General features: G+C 64.9%; 20 protein-coding genes. 7 read left to right on the top strand and 13 right to left on the bottom strand.

Features of this window, described 5'->3' with window-relative positions; translation table 11 throughout:
• Positions 1–9: 9 nt before the first annotated feature.
• From spoT to AC1ZV1_RS29090, 4 genes are all read right to left on the bottom strand, one after another.
• On the bottom strand, positions 10–2,118 hold the full coding sequence (gene spoT, locus AC1ZV1_RS29105; RefSeq protein WP_484294783.1) for a bifunctional GTP diphosphokinase/guanosine-3',5'-bis pyrophosphate 3'-pyrophosphohydrolase: 2,109 nt from the start codon (positions 2,116–2,118) through the stop codon (positions 10–12).
• 60 nt (positions 2,119–2,178) lie between these two features.
• Positions 2,179–2,445, bottom strand: coding sequence for a DNA-directed RNA polymerase subunit omega (rpoZ, locus tag AC1ZV1_RS29100; protein ID WP_024762058.1), 267 nt, complete (start codon positions 2,443–2,445; stop codon positions 2,179–2,181).
• A gap of 101 nt (positions 2,446–2,546) precedes the next feature.
• Positions 2,547–3,158 (bottom strand): guanylate kinase, encoded by a 612-nt coding sequence (gene gmk, locus AC1ZV1_RS29095; protein WP_045217706.1) that lies wholly within the window; start codon positions 3,156–3,158, stop codon positions 2,547–2,549.
• A 52-nt stretch (positions 3,159–3,210) separates the two neighbouring features.
• Positions 3,211–4,074: a YicC/YloC family endoribonuclease gene (locus AC1ZV1_RS29090; RefSeq protein WP_484294782.1), complete on the bottom strand. Its 864-nt coding sequence runs from the start codon at positions 4,072–4,074 to the stop codon at positions 3,211–3,213.
• 165 nt (positions 4,075–4,239) lie between these two features.
• Between AC1ZV1_RS29090 and rph the strand changes: the two genes are divergently transcribed.
• Together rph and AC1ZV1_RS29080 are read left to right on the top strand one after the other, a co-directional pair.
• On the top strand, positions 4,240–4,959 hold the full coding sequence (gene rph, locus AC1ZV1_RS29085) for a ribonuclease PH (protein ID WP_015479557.1): 720 nt from the start codon (positions 4,240–4,242) through the stop codon (positions 4,957–4,959).
• A gap of 49 nt (positions 4,960–5,008) precedes the next feature.
• A complete protein-coding gene (locus tag AC1ZV1_RS29080) occupies positions 5,009–5,380 on the top strand; it encodes a DUF4870 domain-containing protein (RefSeq protein WP_416748726.1) in 372 nt (123 codons plus the stop codon).
• Positions 5,381–5,456: 76 nt separating this feature from the next.
• Here the strand turns inward: AC1ZV1_RS29080 and AC1ZV1_RS29075 are convergent, their stop codons facing one another.
• Positions 5,457–6,236, bottom strand: a complete 780-nt coding sequence (locus tag AC1ZV1_RS29075) for an exodeoxyribonuclease III (protein ID WP_484294781.1) — start codon at positions 6,234–6,236, stop codon at positions 5,457–5,459.
• 81 nt (positions 6,237–6,317) lie between these two features.
• On the opposite strand from AC1ZV1_RS29075, the gene pyrE reads away from it, so the two are divergent.
• On the top strand, positions 6,318–6,959 hold the full coding sequence (gene pyrE / locus AC1ZV1_RS29070) for an orotate phosphoribosyltransferase (RefSeq protein WP_045217699.1): 642 nt from the start codon (positions 6,318–6,320) through the stop codon (positions 6,957–6,959).
• Positions 6,960–7,033: 74 nt separating this feature from the next.
• On the top strand, positions 7,034–7,600 hold the full coding sequence (locus tag AC1ZV1_RS29065) for a DUF4124 domain-containing protein (protein WP_484297667.1): 567 nt from the start codon (positions 7,034–7,036) through the stop codon (positions 7,598–7,600).
• Between the two features lie 33 nt (positions 7,601–7,633).
• Here the strand turns inward: AC1ZV1_RS29065 and AC1ZV1_RS29060 are convergent, their stop codons facing one another.
• The 5 genes from AC1ZV1_RS29060 to coaBC all read right to left on the bottom strand — a co-directional run bounded on the left by AC1ZV1_RS29060 (position 7,634) and on the right by coaBC (position 13,456).
• A complete protein-coding gene (locus AC1ZV1_RS29060; protein ID WP_484294780.1) occupies positions 7,634–8,080 on the bottom strand; it encodes an acyl-CoA thioesterase in 447 nt (148 codons plus the stop codon).
• Positions 8,081–8,193: 113 nt separating this feature from the next.
• Positions 8,194–9,099 (bottom strand): acetylglutamate kinase, encoded by a 906-nt coding sequence (argB, locus tag AC1ZV1_RS29055; protein ID WP_484294779.1) that lies wholly within the window; start codon positions 9,097–9,099, stop codon positions 8,194–8,196.
• A 20-nt stretch (positions 9,100–9,119) separates the two neighbouring features.
• The gene (locus AC1ZV1_RS29050) at positions 9,120–11,744 is read right to left on the bottom strand and encodes a phosphomannomutase/phosphoglucomutase (RefSeq protein ID WP_484294778.1); all 2,625 of its coding nucleotides are present in this window, start codon (positions 11,742–11,744) and stop codon (positions 9,120–9,122) included.
• A 40-nt stretch (positions 11,745–11,784) separates the two neighbouring features.
• Positions 11,785–12,240 carry a dUTP diphosphatase gene (gene dut, locus AC1ZV1_RS29045; protein ID WP_484294777.1) on the bottom strand — a complete coding sequence of 152 codons (456 nt, stop codon included), beginning with the start codon at positions 12,238–12,240 and terminating at the stop codon, positions 11,785–11,787.
• 7 nt (positions 12,241–12,247) lie between these two features.
• Positions 12,248–13,456 (bottom strand): bifunctional phosphopantothenoylcysteine decarboxylase/phosphopantothenate--cysteine ligase CoaBC, encoded by a 1,209-nt coding sequence (gene coaBC / locus AC1ZV1_RS29040; protein ID WP_484294776.1) that lies wholly within the window; start codon positions 13,454–13,456, stop codon positions 12,248–12,250.
• A 141-nt stretch (positions 13,457–13,597) separates the two neighbouring features.
• Between coaBC and radC the strand changes: the two genes are divergently transcribed.
• The gene (gene radC, locus AC1ZV1_RS29035; RefSeq protein WP_484294775.1) at positions 13,598–14,272 is read left to right on the top strand and encodes a RadC family protein; all 675 of its coding nucleotides are present in this window, start codon (positions 13,598–13,600) and stop codon (positions 14,270–14,272) included.
• Here the strand turns inward: radC and AC1ZV1_RS29030 are convergent.
• Positions 14,246–14,728 (bottom strand): hypothetical protein, encoded by a 483-nt coding sequence (locus tag AC1ZV1_RS29030; RefSeq protein WP_484294774.1) that lies wholly within the window; start codon positions 14,726–14,728, stop codon positions 14,246–14,248. The genes radC and AC1ZV1_RS29030 overlap by 27 nt on opposite strands.
• 95 nt (positions 14,729–14,823) lie before the next feature.
• On the bottom strand, positions 14,824–16,395 hold the full coding sequence (locus tag AC1ZV1_RS29025) for an ABC transporter substrate-binding protein (protein WP_484294773.1): 1,572 nt from the start codon (positions 16,393–16,395) through the stop codon (positions 14,824–14,826).
• A 364-nt stretch (positions 16,396–16,759) separates the two neighbouring features.
• Between AC1ZV1_RS29025 and rpmB the strand changes: the two genes are divergently transcribed.
• Positions 16,760–16,996 (top strand): 50S ribosomal protein L28, encoded by a 237-nt coding sequence (rpmB, locus tag AC1ZV1_RS29020; RefSeq protein ID WP_009614118.1) that lies wholly within the window; start codon positions 16,760–16,762, stop codon positions 16,994–16,996.
• 12 nt (positions 16,997–17,008) lie between these two features.
• Positions 17,009–17,164 carry a 50S ribosomal protein L33 gene (gene rpmG, locus AC1ZV1_RS29015; protein WP_484294772.1) on the top strand — a complete coding sequence of 52 codons (156 nt, stop codon included), beginning with the start codon at positions 17,009–17,011 and terminating at the stop codon, positions 17,162–17,164.
• A 126-nt stretch (positions 17,165–17,290) separates the two neighbouring features.
• Here the strand turns inward: rpmG and AC1ZV1_RS29010 are convergent, their stop codons facing one another.
• Positions 17,291–17,653 carry a cupin domain-containing protein gene (locus tag AC1ZV1_RS29010; protein ID WP_024762072.1) on the bottom strand — a complete coding sequence of 121 codons (363 nt, stop codon included), beginning with the start codon at positions 17,651–17,653 and terminating at the stop codon, positions 17,291–17,293.
• Positions 17,654–17,721: the final 68 nt, after the last annotated feature.

The following is a 17,721-nucleotide window of genomic DNA, read 5'->3' as shown; positions in this document are numbered from 1 at the left end:
GGGGTGGGATCAGCTGCGCATGCGGGTGATGCGGATCACGCCCTTGAGCGCACGCAGCTTCTTGATGACGCGGGCCAGGTGCACACGGTCATGCACGCTGACGACGAGCTGGACCACGCTGATGCGACCGTCGCGCTCGTCCATGCTGATCTTCTCGATGTTGCCGTCGGCGGCGTTGACGCTGGTCGCCAGCAGGGCGATCAGGCCGCGCTGGTGTTCCAGCTCGACGCGCAGTTCGACGTTGAATTCGCCGGTGACATCCTTGGCCCAACTGAGCTGGATGCACTTTTCCGGATTGTGGCGAATTTCGCTGATGTTCCGGCAGTTCTCCAGGTGCACCACCATGCCCTTGCCGGCGGACAGGTGACCGACGATCGGGTCGCCGGGGATCGGCGTGCAGCACTTGGCGTAGCTGAGCACCAGGCCTTCGGTCCCGCGGATCGCCAACGGCCCTTCGGCGCTGGGGGCCTGTTCGCCTTCGCTGGACAGCAGGCGGCGCGCGACCACGTAGGCCATGCGGTTGCCCAGTCCGATCTCTTCGAGCAGGTCCTCGAAAACTTCCATGCGGTATTCGTTGAGCACACCCTGGATGCGTTCCTGCGGGATCTTCTCCAGGTGACTGTCGAAGCCGGCGAGGGTCTTGTTCAGCAGGCGCTCGCCGAGGTTGATCGACTCGGAGCGGCGCTGCAGCTTGAGCGCGTGGCGGATGTGCGTGCGCGCCTTGCCGGTGACCACGAAGTTGAGCCAGGCCGGGTTCGGCCGGGTACCCGGCGCGGTGACGATTTCCACCGTCGCGCCGCTCTGCAGCGGTTCGGACAGTGGCGCCAGGCGGCGGTTGATGCGGCAGGCGATACAGCTGTTGCCGACGTCGGTGTGCACCGCGTAGGCGAAGTCGACGGCCGTGGAGCCCTTGGGCAGCTCCATGATGCGGCCCTTGGGCGTGAAGACGTAGACCTCGTCCGGGAACAGGTCGATCTTCACGTTTTCGATGAATTCCAGCGAATTGCCGGCGCGCTGCTGCAGTTCGAGGATGCCCTTCACCCACTGGCGTGCGCGGGCGTGGGTGCCCTTCTGCGCTTCCTCTTCGCTGGACTTGTACAGCCAGTGCGCGGCGATGCCGTGGTTGGCCATCTCTTCCATCTCGCGGGTGCGGATCTGGATCTCGATGGGCACGCCGTGCATGCCGAACAGCGTGGTGTGCAACGACTGGTAGCCGTTGGCCTTGGGGATCGCGATGTAATCCTTGAAGCGACCGGGGAATGGCTTGTACAGGTTGTGGACGGCGCCCAGCACACGGTAGCAGGTGTCGACCTTGTCGACGATGATGCGGAAGGCGTAGACGTCCATGATTTCGTTGAACGCCTTGCGCTTGCCGCGCATCTTCTTGTAGATGCTGAACAGGTGCTTCTCGCGGCCCAGGACCTGGCCTTCCATGCCTTCGCGGGCAAGGCAGTTGACCAGCGATTCCTGGATCTTGCCGACGATCTCGCGGCGATTGCCCCGGGCCTTCTTCACCGCCTGGCGGATGCGCTCGGAGCGCATCGGGTGCATGGCCTTGAAGCCCAGGTCCTCGAATTCCACGCGCATGCTGTGCATGCCCAGCCGGTTGGCGATGGGCGCGTAGATTTCCAGGGTTTCCTTGGCGATGCGCCGGCGCTTCTCGCCGGACAGCACTTCCAGGGTGCGCATGTTGTGCAGGCGGTCAGCCAGCTTCACCAGGATCACGCGGATGTCGCGTGCCATGGCCATGGCCATCTTCTGGAAGTTCTCGGCCTGCGCCTCGGCCTTGGACTCGAAGTTCATCTGGGTCAGCTTGCTGACCCCGTCCACGAGTTCCGAGACGGTCTCGCCGAACTGCGCGGTGAGCGCTTCCTTGGCGATGCCGGTGTCCTCGATCACGTCGTGCAGCATGGCCGCCATCAGGCTCTGATGGTCCATGTGCATGTCGGCGAGAATGTTGGCGACGGCGAGCGGGTGGGTGACGTAGGCCTCGCCGCTGCGGCGGCGCTGCCCGTCGTGGGCCTGCTCGGCGTAGTAGTAGGCACGGCGGACCAGGTTGACCTGATCCGGGCCCAGATAGCTCGACAGCCGGTCGGCGAAGGCGTCTATGCTCGGCATGGGTTCACCCCCTGCCGAGCTGCATGTCGCGGTGTGCCGATTCGTCGGCCGGACATCGACTTACAGGGCCTCGTTGTTGGCCTCGTCTTCAAAAGCAGCGAACAGCGGCTCTTCTTCAACCACGTCCTCCTGCTGAACGATGTCAGCATCCACCAGGCCCGAGGCGATTTCGCGCAGGGCGACCACGGTGGGCTTGTCGTTTTCCCACGGTACCTTCGGCTCTTTGCCGCCGGTGGCCAGCTGGCGCGAACGCTTGGTGGCGAGCATGACCAGCTCGAAACGGTTATCGACGTTGTCCAGGCAGTCTTCAACGGTGACGCGGGCCATGGTGTTCCTCATTACGCAAATGGAGACCCGGAGAAATACCGGGCGGACTGGATAGTCTAAAAAATCGCCAATCTTTATGGAAGTGCCTTCTCTCGGCGGCGTCAGGCCAACAGGCGTTGCAGCAGCTCGGTGTGGCGTTGCTGCTGGGCATCCTGGCGCAGCTGGCGAGCGCGGAAGATCGCCTTGAGATCTTCCAGCGCGTGGGCGAAATCGTCGTTGATCACCAGGTGATCATATTCCACATAGTGGCTCATTTCGCTGACGGCTTCCTGCATGCGCCGCTCGATTACCTCGTCGCTGTCCTGGCCGCGATTGGTCAGGCGCTGGCGCAGGGCCTCCTGGGTCGGCGGCAGGATGAAGATCGACTGCGCCTGGGGCATCAGCCGGCGTACCTGCTGCGCGCCCTGCCAGTCGATCTCCAGGATCAGGTCGTTGCCTTCGGCGAGGGTCTTCTCGACCCAGCGCTGGGAGGTGCCGTAGAGGTTGTCGAAGACCTGCGCGTGCTCGAGGAACTCGTTGCGCTCGAGCATGGCGCGGAACGTGTCGTGACCGACGAAGTGGTAGTTCACCCCGTCCACCTCGCCCGGACGCATGCCGCGGGTGGTGTGGGAGACGGAGACGCGCACGCTGGGCATGGCGTCGAGCAGGGCCTTGACCAGGCTGGTCTTGCCGGCGCCCGACGGCGCGGAAACGATGTAGAGGGTGCCGGACATGGCGCTTTCCTGGAGTTGCGGTTGACGGGTGTTGAAGCCGGAAGCGTCCGGCTTACTCGATATTCTGGACCTGCTCGCGCATCTGCTCGATCAGGACCTTGAGGTTGACCGCTGCCTGGGTGGAGCGCGGGTCGAACGCCTTCGAGCCCAGCGTGTTGGCCTCGCGGTTGAGTTCCTGCATCAGGAAGTCCAGGCGCCGACCGGCGGCGCCACCGGCCTTGAGCACGCGGCGTACTTCGGTGACATGGGTGGTCAGGCGATCCAGCTCTTCGGCGACGTCGCTCTTCTGCGCCAGCAGGACCATTTCCTGCTCCAGGCGCTGCGGGTCGAGCTCGGCTTTCATCTCGGTGAAACGGTCGAGCACTTTCTGGCGTTGGTTGGCGAGCATTTCCGGCACCAGCTGGCGCAGGTTGGCCACGTCTTCCTGCATGGCCGTCAGGCGATCGTCGATGATCTTCGAAAGCTCGGCGCCTTCGCGGGCACGGCCGGCCTTGAGCTCGTCGAGGGCCTGGGTGAAGGCGGCCAGCGCGCTGGCGTTGAGCGCCTGCGGGTCGGCGGCATCGCCTACCAGCACGCCCGGCCAGGCCAGCACGGCCAGCGGGTCCAGCGGGGCGGGATTCTGGATCAGGCCGGCGACGGTTTCGGCGGCGGTGACCAGCTGCGCGGCGCGCTCGCGGTCGACCTGCAGCGCCTTGCCGGCGTTTTCCTCGTTGAAGCGCAGGGTGCACTCCACCTTGCCGCGCGACAGGCCCTGGCGCAGGGCCTCGCGCACCGCGCCTTCGAGGTCGCGGAAGGCTTCGGGCAGGCGCAGGTTGGGCTCCAGGTAACGGTGGTTGACCGAGCGCAGCTCCCAGCTGAGGGTTCCATGGGCGCTGGCGCTCTCGACGCGGGCGAAGGCGGTCATGCTGTGGACCATGGAGTCACCTCTCTAAAGGGCTTGGAAAACGGCCGACAGGTCGTCGGAAACCGGTAATTGTACCCCAGCGTGGCGCGCCGCAGCACGCTGGCGGTGGTTGCACCCGTCCGCTGGCCTCTATAATGGCGGACATTCCCCCGCCAGTAATCTGTACAGGATGCCTCCATGAACCGTCCCAGTGGCCGCGCCGCCGACCAACTGCGCCCGATCCGTATCACCCGCCATTACACCAAGCACGCCGAGGGCTCCGTGCTGGTCGAGTTCGGCGACACCAAGGTGATCTGCACCGTCAGCGCCGAATCCGGTGTGCCGCGCTTCCTCAAGGGCCAGGGCCAGGGCTGGCTGACCGCCGAGTACGGCATGCTGCCGCGCTCGACCGGCGAGCGTAACCAGCGTGAAGCCGCGCGCGGCAAGCAGGGTGGCCGTACCCTGGAAATCCAGCGCCTGATCGGCCGCTCCCTGCGCGCCGCGCTGGACCTGAGCAAGCTGGGCGAGAACACCCTGTACATCGACTGCGATGTGATCCAGGCCGACGGCGGCACCCGCACGGCGTCCATCACCGGCGCCACCGTGGCGCTGATCGATGCCCTGGCCGTTCTGAAGAAGCGCGGTGCACTCAAGGGCAACCCGCTCAAGCAGATGGTCGCCGCGGTTTCCGTGGGCATGTACCAGGGCGAGCCGGTGCTGGACCTGGACTACCTGGAAGACTCCGCCGCCGAGACCGACCTGAACGTGGTCATGACCGATGCCGGCGGCTTCATCGAAGTCCAGGGTACCGCCGAGGGCGCGCCCTTCCAGCCGGCCGAGCTGAATGCCATGCTGGAACTGGCGCAGCAGGGGCTGCGCGAACTGTTCGAACTGCAGCGCGCTGCGCTGGCGGACTGACCCGACAGGCGGTGAGTCCGCCTGATCTTCACGTGCAAGGAGCGAAAGGATGAGCGACGAAGTACCGGTACAGCAGGTTCAGCCGAGCCAGGAAGCCCGTCAGTGGGCGATGTTCTGTCACTTCGCCGCCTTCCTCGGCTTCATCTTTCCCTTCGGCAACCTGCTCGGGCCGCTGATCGTCTGGCAGATCAAGCGTGAATCGGACCCGTTCGTGGATCGCCAGGGCAAGGAAGCGCTGAACTTCCAGATCACCGTGAGCCTTGCGGTGGTGGTCAGCTTCCTGCTGATGCTGGTGGTGATCGGCTTCTTCCTGCTGGGACTGGTGAGCATCGGCGCGCTGGTGCTCACCATCATCGCCGGGATCAAGGCCAACGAAGGGCTGGATTACCGCTATCCCTTCACCTGGCGCCCGATCAAGTAGGCGACGAATTCCAGGTACGAAAAAGCCGGCTTGGAGCCGGCTTTTTTCTGTCCGCCTGGCGGCGGGGCGACAGGACTCAGATGCTCAGGGTCCAGTCGTAGTCCACGATCAGCGGCGCATGCTGGGAGAAGCGCGGCTGGCGCGGCAGCTTGGCGCTGCGCACGAAGCGGCGCAGACCCGGCGTGAGGATCTGATAGTCGAAGCGCCAGCCCAGGTTGAGCAGCTCGGCCTGTTCGCTGTCCGGCCACCAGCTGTACTGGTCGCCTTCGCGGTTGACCTCGCGCAGGGCGTCGACATAGCCCATGGTGCCGAAGATCTCATCCATCCAGCCGCGCTCCGGCGCCATGAAGCCCGGAGATTGCTGGCATTCGCGCCAGTTCTTCACGTCCAGCTTCTGGTGCGCAACGTAGAGCGAGCTGCAATAGATGTATTCGCGGCGCTTGCGGCGCTGCTTGTTCATGTACTGGGCGAAATCGTCCATGAACTTGAACTTGTGGTTCAGGTTCTCATCCCCTTCCTGCCCGGTAGGCAGCAGGAGAGTGGCGATACTCACCTTATCGAAATCGGCTTGCAGGTAGCGCCCGTAACGATCGGCCATCTCGAAACCCAGACCGCTTATGACAGCCTTGGGTTGCAGACGACTATAGAGTGCGACGCCACCCTGACTGGGCACTTCGGCATCGCAGGCGTACAGGAAGTAGCCATCCAGTTGGTAGGATGGGTCATCCAGATCGAAAGCGGAGGCGCGGGTATCCTGCAAGCAGATCACGTCGGCATTCTGGGCTTGCAGCCAACTGAGCAATCCACGCTCGGCTGCAGCCTGAATACCATTCACGTTCACACTGATGATCCGCATAAATGGCCCCCAAAATCACGTGTGTGTATGATACCCGAGCTCAAACGGTTTAGCTAAATTCATACCGGCCGGTTCTCTCCCATGCAGCCATATCAGCGCGATTTCATCCGCTTCGCTATCGAGCGCGGCGTTCTTCGCTTCGGCGAATTCACCCTCAAGTCCGGGCGCACCAGTCCGTACTTCTTCAATGCAGGCCTGTTCAATACCGGCGTTGCGCTGTCCCAGCTGGGTCGTTTCTACGCCAGCGCCGTGGTCGACAGCGGCATACCTTTCGACGTGTTGTTCGGCCCGGCCTATAAAGGAATTCCGTTGGCGGCCGCTACAGCCATTGCACTGGCGGAACAGCATGGCCGCGACCTGCCCTGGTGCTTCAACCGCAAGGAAGCCAAGGACCACGGCGAAGGTGGCACGCTGGTCGGCGCACCGCTGACCGGTCGCGCGCTGATCATCGATGACGTGATCACCGCCGGCACCGCGATCCGCGAGGTCATGCAGATCATCGACGCCCAGGGGGCCCAGGCCGCCGGCGTGCTGATCGCGCTGAACCGCCAGGAGCGTGGCAAGGGCGAACTGTCGGCGATCCAGGAAGTCGAACGGGACTTTTCGATTCCGGTCGTGAGCATTGTCTCGCTGGAGCAAGTGCTGGAATATCTGGCTGGTGATGGGCAGCTCAAGCAGCATCTCGCGGCAGTCGAGGCCTATCGAGCGCAGTACGGTATCTAACCGGAACAAGGGTGTCGGGCATGGCCAAGCAGGGTGCTTTCCGCTACAGGGTGTTGATGGGGCTTCTGGGAGCCATGCTCGCCGACCAGGCGCTGGCTGCCGGTCAGCCGAGCGGCCAGGTGGAGATGTACCGGTACGTGGATGACCGGGGCATCACTGTCATCGATCGCCTGGGTGTACCGCCGCAATACATCGGCAAGGGCTACCAGGTGCTGAACGATCAGGGGCGGGTCATCCGCGAAGTGCCGCCGGCACCGACCGCCGCCGAGATCGAGCAGCGCAAGGCCGACGCTGCCCGTGCCAGTTCAGACCAGCAACTCATGCGCCTGTACACCAGCGTGGACGATGTTGATCGTGCTCGTGACCGCAAGCTGGCCGAGCTCGATGGGTTGTCCAGTGTGGCCAAGGGCAACCTGCAGTCCCTGAAGATGCAGCAGGCCGGCCTGCAGGCCCGCGCTGCCGACCAGGAGCGCGCCGGGCGCCAGGTGCCGGCCGAACTGGTCGAGCAACTGGACAATCTGCGCAGCGACGAGCAGCGCCTGCAGCAGGACATTGCCCGTTACCAGCAACTGCGCTCCCAGGCGCAGGACAGCTTCGCCGCCGACCGGGCGCGTTTCGCCCAGATTTCTGGCGGTAACTGAGGCTGACATTCGCCGCGCCTATGGCTGCAGCCCTTACTGCTGAGGCGAGACGCGCTCGAACTCGTTGATCTTCCCGCGCAGCCAGTCCGGCAGTGGCTGGCTCGTTCGGTCTTCGCCGGCGTAGGCGTAGATCAGTTCCCCCAGTGTCAGCAGGGTTTCATCACACCAGATCGCTACCTGGAAGGTCAGGCTGCTGCGGCCGAGCCGACTGGCGCGCACGCCCATTTCCAGCCAGTCGTCGAAGCGTGCCGGTGCGAGATATTCCAGGGTGGTCTTCACCGCGAACAGGTCGCCGCCGCCACGCAGCAGGTCGGCCGGATAGTTCACGCCCAGGTGGCGGTAGTACTCGGTCGTGGCGACGTCGGCGTAGGTCAGGTAGTTGCCGTTGAAGACGATGCCTTGCGGGTCGACCTCCGACCAGCGCACGCGCAGGCCGTGGAAGAAGCTGAAGTCATTGCGGGAAACGGGGGACGCGGCCATGTCGGACAACCTCCTGAAGACCTGTTCGAGTCAGGACGTCCCTGAGGCCGAAGCAGCCTCGAACAGGCAAAAAAACACCCGCGTGGATCGCTCCAGGCGGGTGTCGTTTTCGATCAGCGCTGCTTGCGGTTGGTGATCAGCGTGCCGACACCGCTGTCGGTGAAGATCTCCAGCAGCACGGCGTTGGGCACACGACCATCGATGATGTGCGCGCTGGTCACGCCACCCTGCACCGCTTCGAGGGCGCAACGGATCTTCGGCAGCATGCCGCCGTAGATGGTGCCGTCGGCGATCAGCTCGTTGACCTGCTCGGTGGTCAGGCCGGTGAGGACCTGGCCCTGCTTGTCCATGAGGCCGGCGATGTTGGTGAGCAGCATCAGCTTCTCGGCCTTCAGCGCCTCGGCCACCTTGCCGGCCACCAGGTCAGCGTTGATGTTGTACGACTCGCCGTTGGCGCCGACGCCGATCGGCGCGATGACCGGGATGAAGTCGCCCTGGACCAGCATGTTCAGCAGCTCGACGTTGACCCCGGTGACTTCGCCCACATGGCCGATGTCGATGATTTCCGGCTTGGTCATCTCCGGCGTCTGGCGGGTGACGGTGAGCTTCTTCGCGCGGATCAGCTCGGCGTCCTTGCCGGTCAGGCCGATGGCGCTGCCGCCGTGACGGTTGATCAGGTTGACGATGTCCTTGTTCACCTGGCCACCGAGGACCATCTCCACCACGTCCATGGTCTGCGCGTCGGTAACGCGCATGCCATCGATGAAGTGGCTCTCGATCGACAGGCGGCTGAGCAGGTCGCCGATCTGCGGGCCGCCACCATGGACCACCACCGGGTTGATGCCGACGGCTTTCATCAGCACCACGTCGCGGGCGAAGCTGTTCTTCAGCTCGTCCGTCTCCATGGCGTTGCCGCCGTACTTGATCACCAGCGTCTTGCCGACGAAGCGGCGGATGTAGGGCAGGGCTTCGGCAAGGACGCGGGCAACCTGGGCGGCGTCATCGCGGCTCTGGGTCATGGTGGGCTCCAGCATAGAGGTCAAAATGGCAGGCTGAGGGCGGGATCGACCGCTTTCAGCTGGGTACGGAACACGTCCTTGATGCGCTCCAGTTCGTCCTGGGAATCCGCCTCGAAGCGCAGGACCAGCACCGGCGTGGTGTTGGACGCGCGAACCAGGCCCCAGCCTTTGGGGTAATCCACACGCACGCCGTCGAGTGTGGTGAGGTTGGCTTCACCCCACTGGCCACGGGCCTGCAGCGCCTCGATCAGAGCGAACTTGCCCTCGTCGGTGACGGTGATGTTGATTTCCGGGGTGGAAATATCCATCGGGAACGCGGAGAACACGCGCTCGGCATCGCGCTTGTCCAGGCTGATGATTTCCAGCAGACGCGCGGCGCTGTAGATGCCGTCGTCGAAGCCATACCAGCGTTCCTTGAAGAAGATGTGGCCGCTCATCTCGCCGGCGAGCAGGGCGCCGGTTTCCTTCATCTTCTTCTTGATCAGCGAGTGACCGGTCTTCCACATCACCGGGCGGCCGCCATAGCCGCTGATCAGGGAGATCAGGCGACGGGTGCATTTGACGTCGAAGATGATGTCGGCGCCGGGGTTGCGCGATACCACGTCCTTGGCGAACAGCATCAGCAGGCGGTCGGGGTAGATGATGGTACCTTCGTTGGTCACCACGCCCACGCGGTCGCCATCGCCGTCGAAGGCCAGGCCGAGGTCGGCGCCGGTCTCTTTCACCTTGGCGATCAGGTCTTCCAGGTTCTCGGGCTTGCCCGGATCCGGGTGGTGGTTGGGGAAGGTGCCGTCGACGTCGCAGTACAGCGGGATCACGGTGCAGCCCAGGGCTTCGATCAGCTGTGGAGCGATCACGCCGGCCACGCCGTTGCCGCAGTCCACCACCACCTTCAGCGGCTTGGCCAGGGCGATGTCGTCGCGGATCTGCTGGAAGTAGCGCGGCAGGATGTCGACCTGCTGCACGCTGCCCACACCGGAGGCGAGGTCGTCGTTCTGGATGCGCTCGCGCAGGGCCTGGATCTGTTCGTTGGCCAGGGTCTCACCGGCGACAACGATCTTGAAGCCGTTGTAGTCCGGCGGGTTGTGGCTGCCGGTGAGCATCACGCCCGACTTGCCTTCCAGGACGTTGGCTGCGTAGTACAGGACCGGCGTCGGCACCATGCCGATGTCGGTGACCTGGCAACCGCAATCGACCAGGCCCTGGATCAGTTGCTGCACCAGCTCAGGGCCGGACAGGCGGCCATCGCGGCCCACGGAGACGCACGGCTCGCCGCGCGCCAGGCTTTCGGAACCGATCGCGCGGCCGACCCAGTAGGCGGTCTCGGCGGTCAGGGTGTCACCGACCACGCCACGGATGTCGTAGGCGCGGAAGATGCTGGCGGGCAATTGCGGGGCTTTTGGCGTGCTCATAGCGGATGTTTGCTCCAATCCCAGGAGATCCTGGTCTTCATCAAGAATGTCGATGTCCAGAATATCGGTGTTCTGGAATAGCGGATCGACCAATGGCGTTTCGGCACCAGCTGCTGGGGCGCTGGCAGCGACGACAGCCGGAGTCGGCTGAACGGGGGCTGCAGGCGCGGCGGGCGTGCTGGCGCTGGGTGTTTCGGTCTTGCGGCGCGGCTGGCGGGCCAGCGCCTGGGCCAGTGCCTGCAGGCTCGGCAGGCTCAGCTCAGGAGCTTTGGCAGTGCGTTGGCCGGCGAGTTCCTGAATGAACTGCCCCAGGGCCTGGGCGTCCTTGCTGACGCGGCGCTGCATTGAACTCTGCGCAAAGTAGAGGCCAAGCAGGCCACCCACCAGCGCGAACAGTGCAGCAATGCCGAGCAGGGGCAGCGAGTACAGCGGGTCGGTGATGGTCGGGCCGGGGATGAAGGTCAGCTTCCAGTTCGGATTGCCGCTGGACGTATTGATCGGCGCGGCATCACCAGCCTGGCCGCGCTGCAGCAGGACCTGTGCCGGCGAGTTGCCGAACTGCTGGGACAGCTGTAGCTGTCCGATATCGGCGGACATCGGCGGCAGGCTGCCGAGCAGTCGCTGCAGGTCGACCACCAGCAGCAGCGAACCCTGGATCGAGTTGTCCGCTGCACGCAGGGCGGTAGGGCTGTACACCAGCCAGCGGGTGCCGACCTTGTAGGCTTCCGGGGCGACGGCCTGGCCGCTCTCGACGCGGTGCAGCATGTCCAGCGCGGCATAGTTCAGCGGACCGGGACGGGAGGCGTCCTGCACGGCCTGGCCGTTGGCGTTCAGGTGAACGTCCACCAGCGCGTCCAGGTGGCCCTGGGTCAGCGTCTTCTCCAGCGCGGCGATGCGCGTCGGGTCATTGCTCTGCAGGGCCGGGAGCAATTGCGGGTCGCTCGCCATGGCGCGGCTGTCCGCCGTCAGCAGGCTGAGGGACTGGCGCAGCGCGCCGGCCTGGCTTTCCGACCAGGCGCTGCTGAGTTGGGCCACATGGGTCTTGTCCGCCTGACCGAACAGGCTGAACCACAGCAGTGCGCCAGCCGCGGCCACGCCGCCGACGGTGAGAACGACGGCGGGCAGCAGGGGTTTCAGATCGACCTTGGCGGCCGGTCCCTTGGCGGGCTTCTCCGCCGGTACGAGTTCCGGCAGATCAGCGCTGTCCTTGGCAGTGCGTTGGAAAAGTTTCATGCAACGTCTCCTCGGCGATTCATCCTGAAAAGGGAAAGGGTCAATGGCTGCCGGAATGACCGAAGCCACCGGCACCGCGCTGGCTTTCGTCGAACGTCTCGACCAGCTCGAAATGCGCCTGTACCACCGGCACCAGCACCAGTTGGGCGATGCGCTCGCCGATGGCGATCCTGAATGCCGTCTCGCCGCGGTTCCAGCAGGACACCATCAGCTCGCCCTGGTAGTCCGAATCGATCAGGCCGACCAGGTTGCCCAGCACGATGCCGTGCTTGTGGCCCAGGCCGGAACGCGGCAGGACCAGTGCCGCCAGGCCGGGATCGGCGATGTAGATCGACAGGCCGGTGGGGATCAGCACGGTCTGGCCCGGCTCGAGGACGCAGTCGTCCTTGAGCATGGCACGCAGGTCGAGGCCGGCGGAACCCGGGGTGGCGTACTGCGGCAGCGGGAAGTCGCTGCCCAGGCGGGGATCGAGGATCTTGGCTTGCAGGGAATGCATTGAGTTCTCAGTGTTGATTGATGCGTTCGGCGATGAAGGCGATCAGCTGGCGGGCAATCTTGCCCTTGCTGGTCTGGGCGAACGCAGTCTTGTGCAATTCGCGGTCGATGACCGTGATGGCGTTCTCTTCACTATTGAAGCCGATGGACGGATTGGCGACGTCATTGGCGACGATCAGATCGAGATTCTTGTCCTTGAGCTTGCGCGAGGCGTACTCGAGCAGGTTCTCGGTCTCCGCGGCGAAGCCGACGCTGAAGGGCCGGTCATTGCGCAGCGAGAGGGTGGCGAGAATGTCGGGATTGCGCACCAGCTGCAAGAGCAATCCGTCACCCTTGGTGGGGTCCTTCTTGAGCTTCTGTGTGGCGACCAGTTCCGGGCGGTAGTCGGCCACGGCGGCGGAAGCGATCAGGATGTCCGCCGGCATTGCCGCTTCGCACGCGCCGAGCATGTCGCGGGCGCTGACCACGTCGACGCGGCTCACCCGGTCCGGGGTCGGCAGGTGCACCGGGCCGGTCACCAGGGTCACGCGGGCGCCGGCTTCGGCGGCCGCCTCGGCGAGGGCGAAACCCATCTTCCCGGAGCTGTGATTGGTGATGTAGCGCACCGGGTCGATGTTTTCCTGGGTAGGGCCTGCCGTGATCAGGATGTGCTGGCCGGTCAGGGCCTTGAACTCGAAGCAGTCGGCGGCCAGTTGTGCCAGTTCCTCGGCTTCGAGCATGCGTCCGGGGCCGACGTCGCCGCAGGCCTGGCTTCCGGCGGCGGGGCCGAAGAAGTGCAGGCCGCGCGAACGCAGCAGCTCGGCATTCACCTGGGTAGCCGGGTCGCGCCACATGGCCTGGTTCATCGCCGGGGCGAGCGCAACCTGCGCGTCGGTGGCGAGCACCAGGGTGGTCAGCAGATCGTTGGCGACGCCCTGGGCCAGGCGCGCCATCAGATCGGCGGTGGTGGGGGCAATCAGCACGAGGTCGGCCCAGCGGGCCAGTTCGATATGCCCCATGGCCGCTTCGGCGGCGGGGTCGAGCAGATCCAGGTGCACCGGGTGGCCGGACAGCGCCTGAAGCGTGAGCGGCGTGATGAACTCGCGGCCGCCCTGGGTCATCACGACACGCACCTCGGCGCCCTGATCGCGCAACCGGCGGACCAGTTCGGCGCTCTTGTAGGCGGCGATACCGCCGCCGACGCCCAGCACGATGCGTTTACGATAGAGCCGCTGCATAGGCCAGCCTTAAATACGGAAATGGATGACGCGCGCTGAAGCCGACGACGCCTCCCCAGGCCCCCGGCTGCGCGAAGCGAGGGGGCTAAGATAGCACAGCGCCCGCAGCGGAACAGCGGGCGGTCCTGACTGGGAGGCGGTGTGAGAATTCTTGACTGGCCGGCGGCGGAGCGCCCTCGGGAGAAACTCCTCGAGCGGGGCGCAGCAAGCCTGAGTGACGCCGAGTTGCTTGCCATCTTCCTGCGCACCGGAGTGGCCGGGTGCAGCGCCGTCGACCTGGCGCGCCGGCTGCTGGTGGAGTTCGGCAGCCTACGTGCGCTGCTGGAAGCTGATCTCGACGCTTTCTGCCGTCACCACGGCCTTGGCCCGGCGAAGTTCGCCCAGCTCCAGGCGGTGCTGGAAATGGGGCGTCGGCACCTGGCCGAGGACATGGATCGTGGCCCAGCGCTGGAGAGCCCGCAGGCGGTGCGCAACTTCCTCAAGGCGCGGCTGCGCCATGAGCCCCACGAGGTCTTCGCCTGTCTGTTCATGGACAACCGCCACCGGGTGCTGGAGTTCGAGGTGTTGTTCCATGGTTCGATCGACAGCGCCAGCGTCTATCCCCGGCAGATCGTCAAGCGCGCCCTGGCGCACAACGCCGCTGCGCTGATCCTGGCGCACAACCATCCTTCCGGCGTGTGCGAGCCGAGCCGCTCGGATCACCTGCTGACCCAGCGCATCGTCGAGGCGCTGGCGCTGATCGACGTGCGCGTGCTGGATCACTTCATCGTCGGTGACGGCGAGCCGCAGTCAATGGCCGAGCTGGGGATGGTCTGAGAGGCGGCGCTGGATGTCGCGCAGCAGGCGTCGGCGGATCAGCCCGCTGACCGGACGGATGGCCAGCCAGTACGGCGTGAACAGCAGGCGGCTGCGGCGGTCCGGGCAGTGCACGCGGGTTTCCGTGCGGAGGAGGGTGAAGCCCTCCTTCTCCGCCTGCTCGCAGGAGAAATGCAGCACCAGCCGCGCGGTGCCGGGCTCGGCAAAGCGTCGGAAGGCGTCGCCATCGGCGCACGGGCGCAGGCCGAAGTCGCTGCGCCAGAAACGTCCGATCAGCCCGTAGGCGAGCTCGCGGTCGGCGTTGCGGCCGAGCAGGGTGAACTCATGCAGGCCGAAGCGCGGGCGGTCCTCCAGAGCGTTGCGCAGACCCAGGCGCAGGGCCAGCCTGGCCGGCGCCTCGCGGATCTGCAGGAAACGCTGCACCAGCGGGTCGTGCTCGGCGGTGAGTTGGCCCACAGCGTCCAGCACCTGGCCGGGCGATGCCCGCAGGGTCAGCGAGTGCCGCTCGGCGAACTGGAACTCCCGCAGCAGATGGTCGAGCAGTTCGCCGTTCAGAGCTGCACCTTCGAGTAGTCCTGGCGGCCGAAGGGGTTCGCCACATAGCCCTTGACGTTCTGGCGGGTCAGCACCGAGGCGGTCGGGTGCGCCAGCGGCAGCCACAGGGCCTGGTCGTGGATGATCTGCTGGGCCTGGTGGTACAGCTCGCTGCGCTTGCGCTGGTCGGCCACTGCCTTGCCCTGGCTGATCAGGCCGTCGAGCTTGGCGTCGCAGTAGCGCGCGAAGTTCAGCCCGGACTTGACGCTGGCGCAGGAGAATTGCGGGGTGAGAAAGTTGTCCGGGTCGCCGTTGTCGCCAGCCCAGCCCATGAACAGCAGGTCATGCTCGCCGGCCTTGGCGCGGCGGATCAGTTCGCCCCATTCGATCACGCGGATTTCGGCCTGGATGCCGATCTGCGCCAGGTCCGCCTGCAGCAGCTGTGCGCCGACACTGGGGTTGGGGTTGAGCAGGCTGCCGGAGGGACGGGTCCAGATGGTGGTCTTGAAACCGTCCTTGTGCCCGGCCTCGGCCAGCAGCGCGCGGGCCTTGTCCAGGTCGCGCGGGTAGCCGGGAATGTCCTTGGCGTAGCTCCAGGTGTTGGGCGGATAGACGCCGTCGGCGGCAGTGGCGCTGCCGGCGAACACGCTCTTGAGGTAGGTGCCCTTGTCGAAGGCGAGGTTGATCGCCTGGCGCACCTTGGCGTTGTCCAGCGGCGGGTGCTGGCTGTTGATGCCGACGAACGCGGTCATGAAGGCCGGGGTCTGCTCGACCTTGAGCTCGGCGCTCTTCTGCGCGGCCTCGACGTCCAATGGCTTGGGCGACAGGGCGATCTGGCATTCCCCGCGCTTGAGCTTCTGCAGGCGTACGCTGGCATCCGGGGTGATGGCGAACACCAGGTTATCCACCGCCGGCTTGCCGCCGAAGTACTCGGCATTGGCGCTGTAGCGCACCACGGCGTCCTTCTGGAAGCGCTTGAAGACGAAGGGCCCGGTACCGATCGGCTGGGCGTTGAGTTTCTCCGGGGTGCCGGCCTTCATCAACTGGTCGGCGTACTCGGCGGAATAGATGGAGGCGAAGCCCATGCTGAGCATCGCCAGGAAGGTGGCGTCCGGGTGGTTGAGGCTGAAGCGCACGTGCTGGGCGTCGACCTTCTCCACGGCCTTGACCAGACTCGGCAGCTGCATCGACTGGGCGTGGGGAAAGCCGCTCTGCGCGACCTTGTGCCAGGGCTGGGTCGGGTCGAGCATGCGCTGGAAGCTGAATACCACGTCGTCGGCGCTCAGCGTGCGGCTGGGCTTGAAGTAGTCGGTGTGGTGGAAGACCACGCCGTCGCGCAGCTGGAAATCGTAGGTCAGACCGTCGTCGGACACCTGCCAGCTCTCGGCCAGGCTCGGCACCACTTCGCCACGGGCGGCGTCGAAGTCCACCAGGCGGTTCATCAGCACGTCGGCCGAGGCGTTGGTGGTGGTCAGCGAGTTGTACTGGACTACGTCGAAGCCTTCAGGGCTGGCTTCGGTGCACACGCTCAGCGAGGCGGCGCTGGCGAGGGCAGGGGAAAGAAGGAGAGCAAGAAGGGCGAGACGCATGACGAACTCCGTGTGAGCTGGCAAGATGCCCATCCGCAAGGCTGGGCGGGTCATGCAAGGCTGATGGCAGCCTCGAAGGAGCTACCCTAGACCAAGCCGTCGGCCCTCACAACGATGACAAGCGACGAACGGCACCAGTGCCGCGGCCCACGGGGGCTGGCGTTGGCTTTTTCGAGTCATGCTTTCCCTTGCAGCTGGAAGTGACTTTCTGATATAAAGCTGCGCTCTTTTCTGGGGCCCTGCCTGATCCTGCGACCTGATTGCGGCGAAGCGGCAGTTAAGACCCCGGTGAAACTGAGAATCCTATTGAGTTAAGCAGCCAACCCATGCCGGGTTTGGCATGTGGTTTACAGAGGGCTGAGCCATGTCGAGAGTTTGCCAAGTGACCGGTAAGGGTCCGGTTACCGGGAACAACATTTCCCACGCACACAACAAAACCCGCCGCCGTTTCCTGCCGAACCTGCAGCACCACCGTTTCTGGGTTGAATCCGAGAAGCGCTTCGTGCGTCTGCGCGTTTCCGCCAAAGGCATGCGTATCATCGACAAGCGTGGCATCGAGGCCGTTCTGAACGACCTGCGCGCCCGCGGCGAAAAATTCTAAGGAGCTGCAGTCATGCGCGAACTGATCCGTTTGGTGTCCAGCGCCGGTACCGGCCACTTCTACACCACCGACAAGAACAAGCGTACCAAGCCTGAGAAAATCGAGATCAAGAAATACGATCCGGTTGTTCGCAAGCACGTGGTCTACAAGGAAGCCAAGATCAAGTAATTGATCTTCGCCCTTGTGAAGAAACCCGCCCTCATGGCGGGTTTTTTCTTGCCCGCGATTTTTCCGTTCGAAGATTGCAGGCGAAAAAAAGCCCGCCGATTGGCGGGCTTTTTCATGTTCGGGCGATCAGGCCTTCTGCTCGAAGATCACATAGACCTTGCGGCAGGGTTCCAGTACTTCCCAGGTGCCGCTGAAGCCGGCCGGGATCACGAAGCGGTCCCCGACCCGCACGGTCTTGGCGCCGCCGTTGGCATCGCGGATCACCGATACGCCCTGAAGGATCTCGCAGTATTCATGCTCGGTGTAGCTGACGTTCCAGTGGCCCGGTTCGCCTTCCCAGATGCCTACGTTGAACTGGCCGCAGTCGCTGGCGTAGTGGTTGCGCACGTTCTGTGCCGGGTCGCCCTTGATGATGCGGTCCGGAGCGGGGCGGTAGTGTTCGGGGGCGGTGGTGGCCTGGGCGAAATCGACGATCTGCTCGACGTTCATGGCGGTCTCGGTTCTTTAGAGTTGTTGGCGAGAGTGCGTGCGGGCACGCGCAGCGCTGTTGGATATTT

Source organism: Pseudomonas sp. BB438, from assembly GCF_057180225.1.
Note: the sequence above shows the minus strand (reverse complement) of the source record. Positions and strands in the feature narration are given on the sequence as shown.

Coding starts and splice junctions, on each gene's coding strand:
- spoT (WP_484294783.1), bottom strand. CDS start 2,118: ATGCCGAGCATAGACGCCTTCGCCGACCGGCTGTCGAGCTATCTGGGC.
- rpoZ (WP_024762058.1), bottom strand. CDS start 2,445: ATGGCCCGCGTCACCGTTGAAGACTGCCTGGACAACGTCGATAACCGT.
- gmk (WP_045217706.1), bottom strand. CDS start 3,158: ATGTCCGGCACCCTCTACATCGTTTCCGCGCCGTCGGGCGCCGGCAAG.
- AC1ZV1_RS29090 (WP_484294782.1), bottom strand. CDS start 4,074: ATGGTCCACAGCATGACCGCCTTCGCCCGCGTCGAGAGCGCCAGCGCC.
- rph (WP_015479557.1), top strand. CDS start 4,240: ATGAACCGTCCCAGTGGCCGCGCCGCCGACCAACTGCGCCCGATCCGT.
- AC1ZV1_RS29080 (WP_416748726.1), top strand. CDS start 5,009: ATGAGCGACGAAGTACCGGTACAGCAGGTTCAGCCGAGCCAGGAAGCC.
- AC1ZV1_RS29075 (WP_484294781.1), bottom strand. CDS start 6,236: ATGCGGATCATCAGTGTGAACGTGAATGGTATTCAGGCTGCAGCCGAG.
- pyrE (WP_045217699.1), top strand. CDS start 6,318: ATGCAGCCATATCAGCGCGATTTCATCCGCTTCGCTATCGAGCGCGGC.
- AC1ZV1_RS29065 (WP_484297667.1), top strand. CDS start 7,034: ATGCTCGCCGACCAGGCGCTGGCTGCCGGTCAGCCGAGCGGCCAGGTG.
- AC1ZV1_RS29060 (WP_484294780.1), bottom strand. CDS start 8,080: ATGGCCGCGTCCCCCGTTTCCCGCAATGACTTCAGCTTCTTCCACGGC.
- argB (WP_484294779.1), bottom strand. CDS start 9,099: ATGACCCAGAGCCGCGATGACGCCGCCCAGGTTGCCCGCGTCCTTGCC.
- AC1ZV1_RS29050 (WP_484294778.1), bottom strand. CDS start 11,744: ATGAAACTTTTCCAACGCACTGCCAAGGACAGCGCTGATCTGCCGGAA.
- dut (WP_484294777.1), bottom strand. CDS start 12,240: ATGCATTCCCTGCAAGCCAAGATCCTCGATCCCCGCCTGGGCAGCGAC.
- coaBC (WP_484294776.1), bottom strand. CDS start 13,456: ATGCAGCGGCTCTATCGTAAACGCATCGTGCTGGGCGTCGGCGGCGGT.
- AC1ZV1_RS29025 (WP_484294773.1), bottom strand. CDS start 16,395: ATGCGTCTCGCCCTTCTTGCTCTCCTTCTTTCCCCTGCCCTCGCCAGC.
- rpmB (WP_009614118.1), top strand. CDS start 16,760: ATGTCGAGAGTTTGCCAAGTGACCGGTAAGGGTCCGGTTACCGGGAAC.
- rpmG (WP_484294772.1), top strand. CDS start 17,009: ATGCGCGAACTGATCCGTTTGGTGTCCAGCGCCGGTACCGGCCACTTC.
- AC1ZV1_RS29010 (WP_024762072.1), bottom strand. CDS start 17,653: ATGAACGTCGAGCAGATCGTCGATTTCGCCCAGGCCACCACCGCCCCC.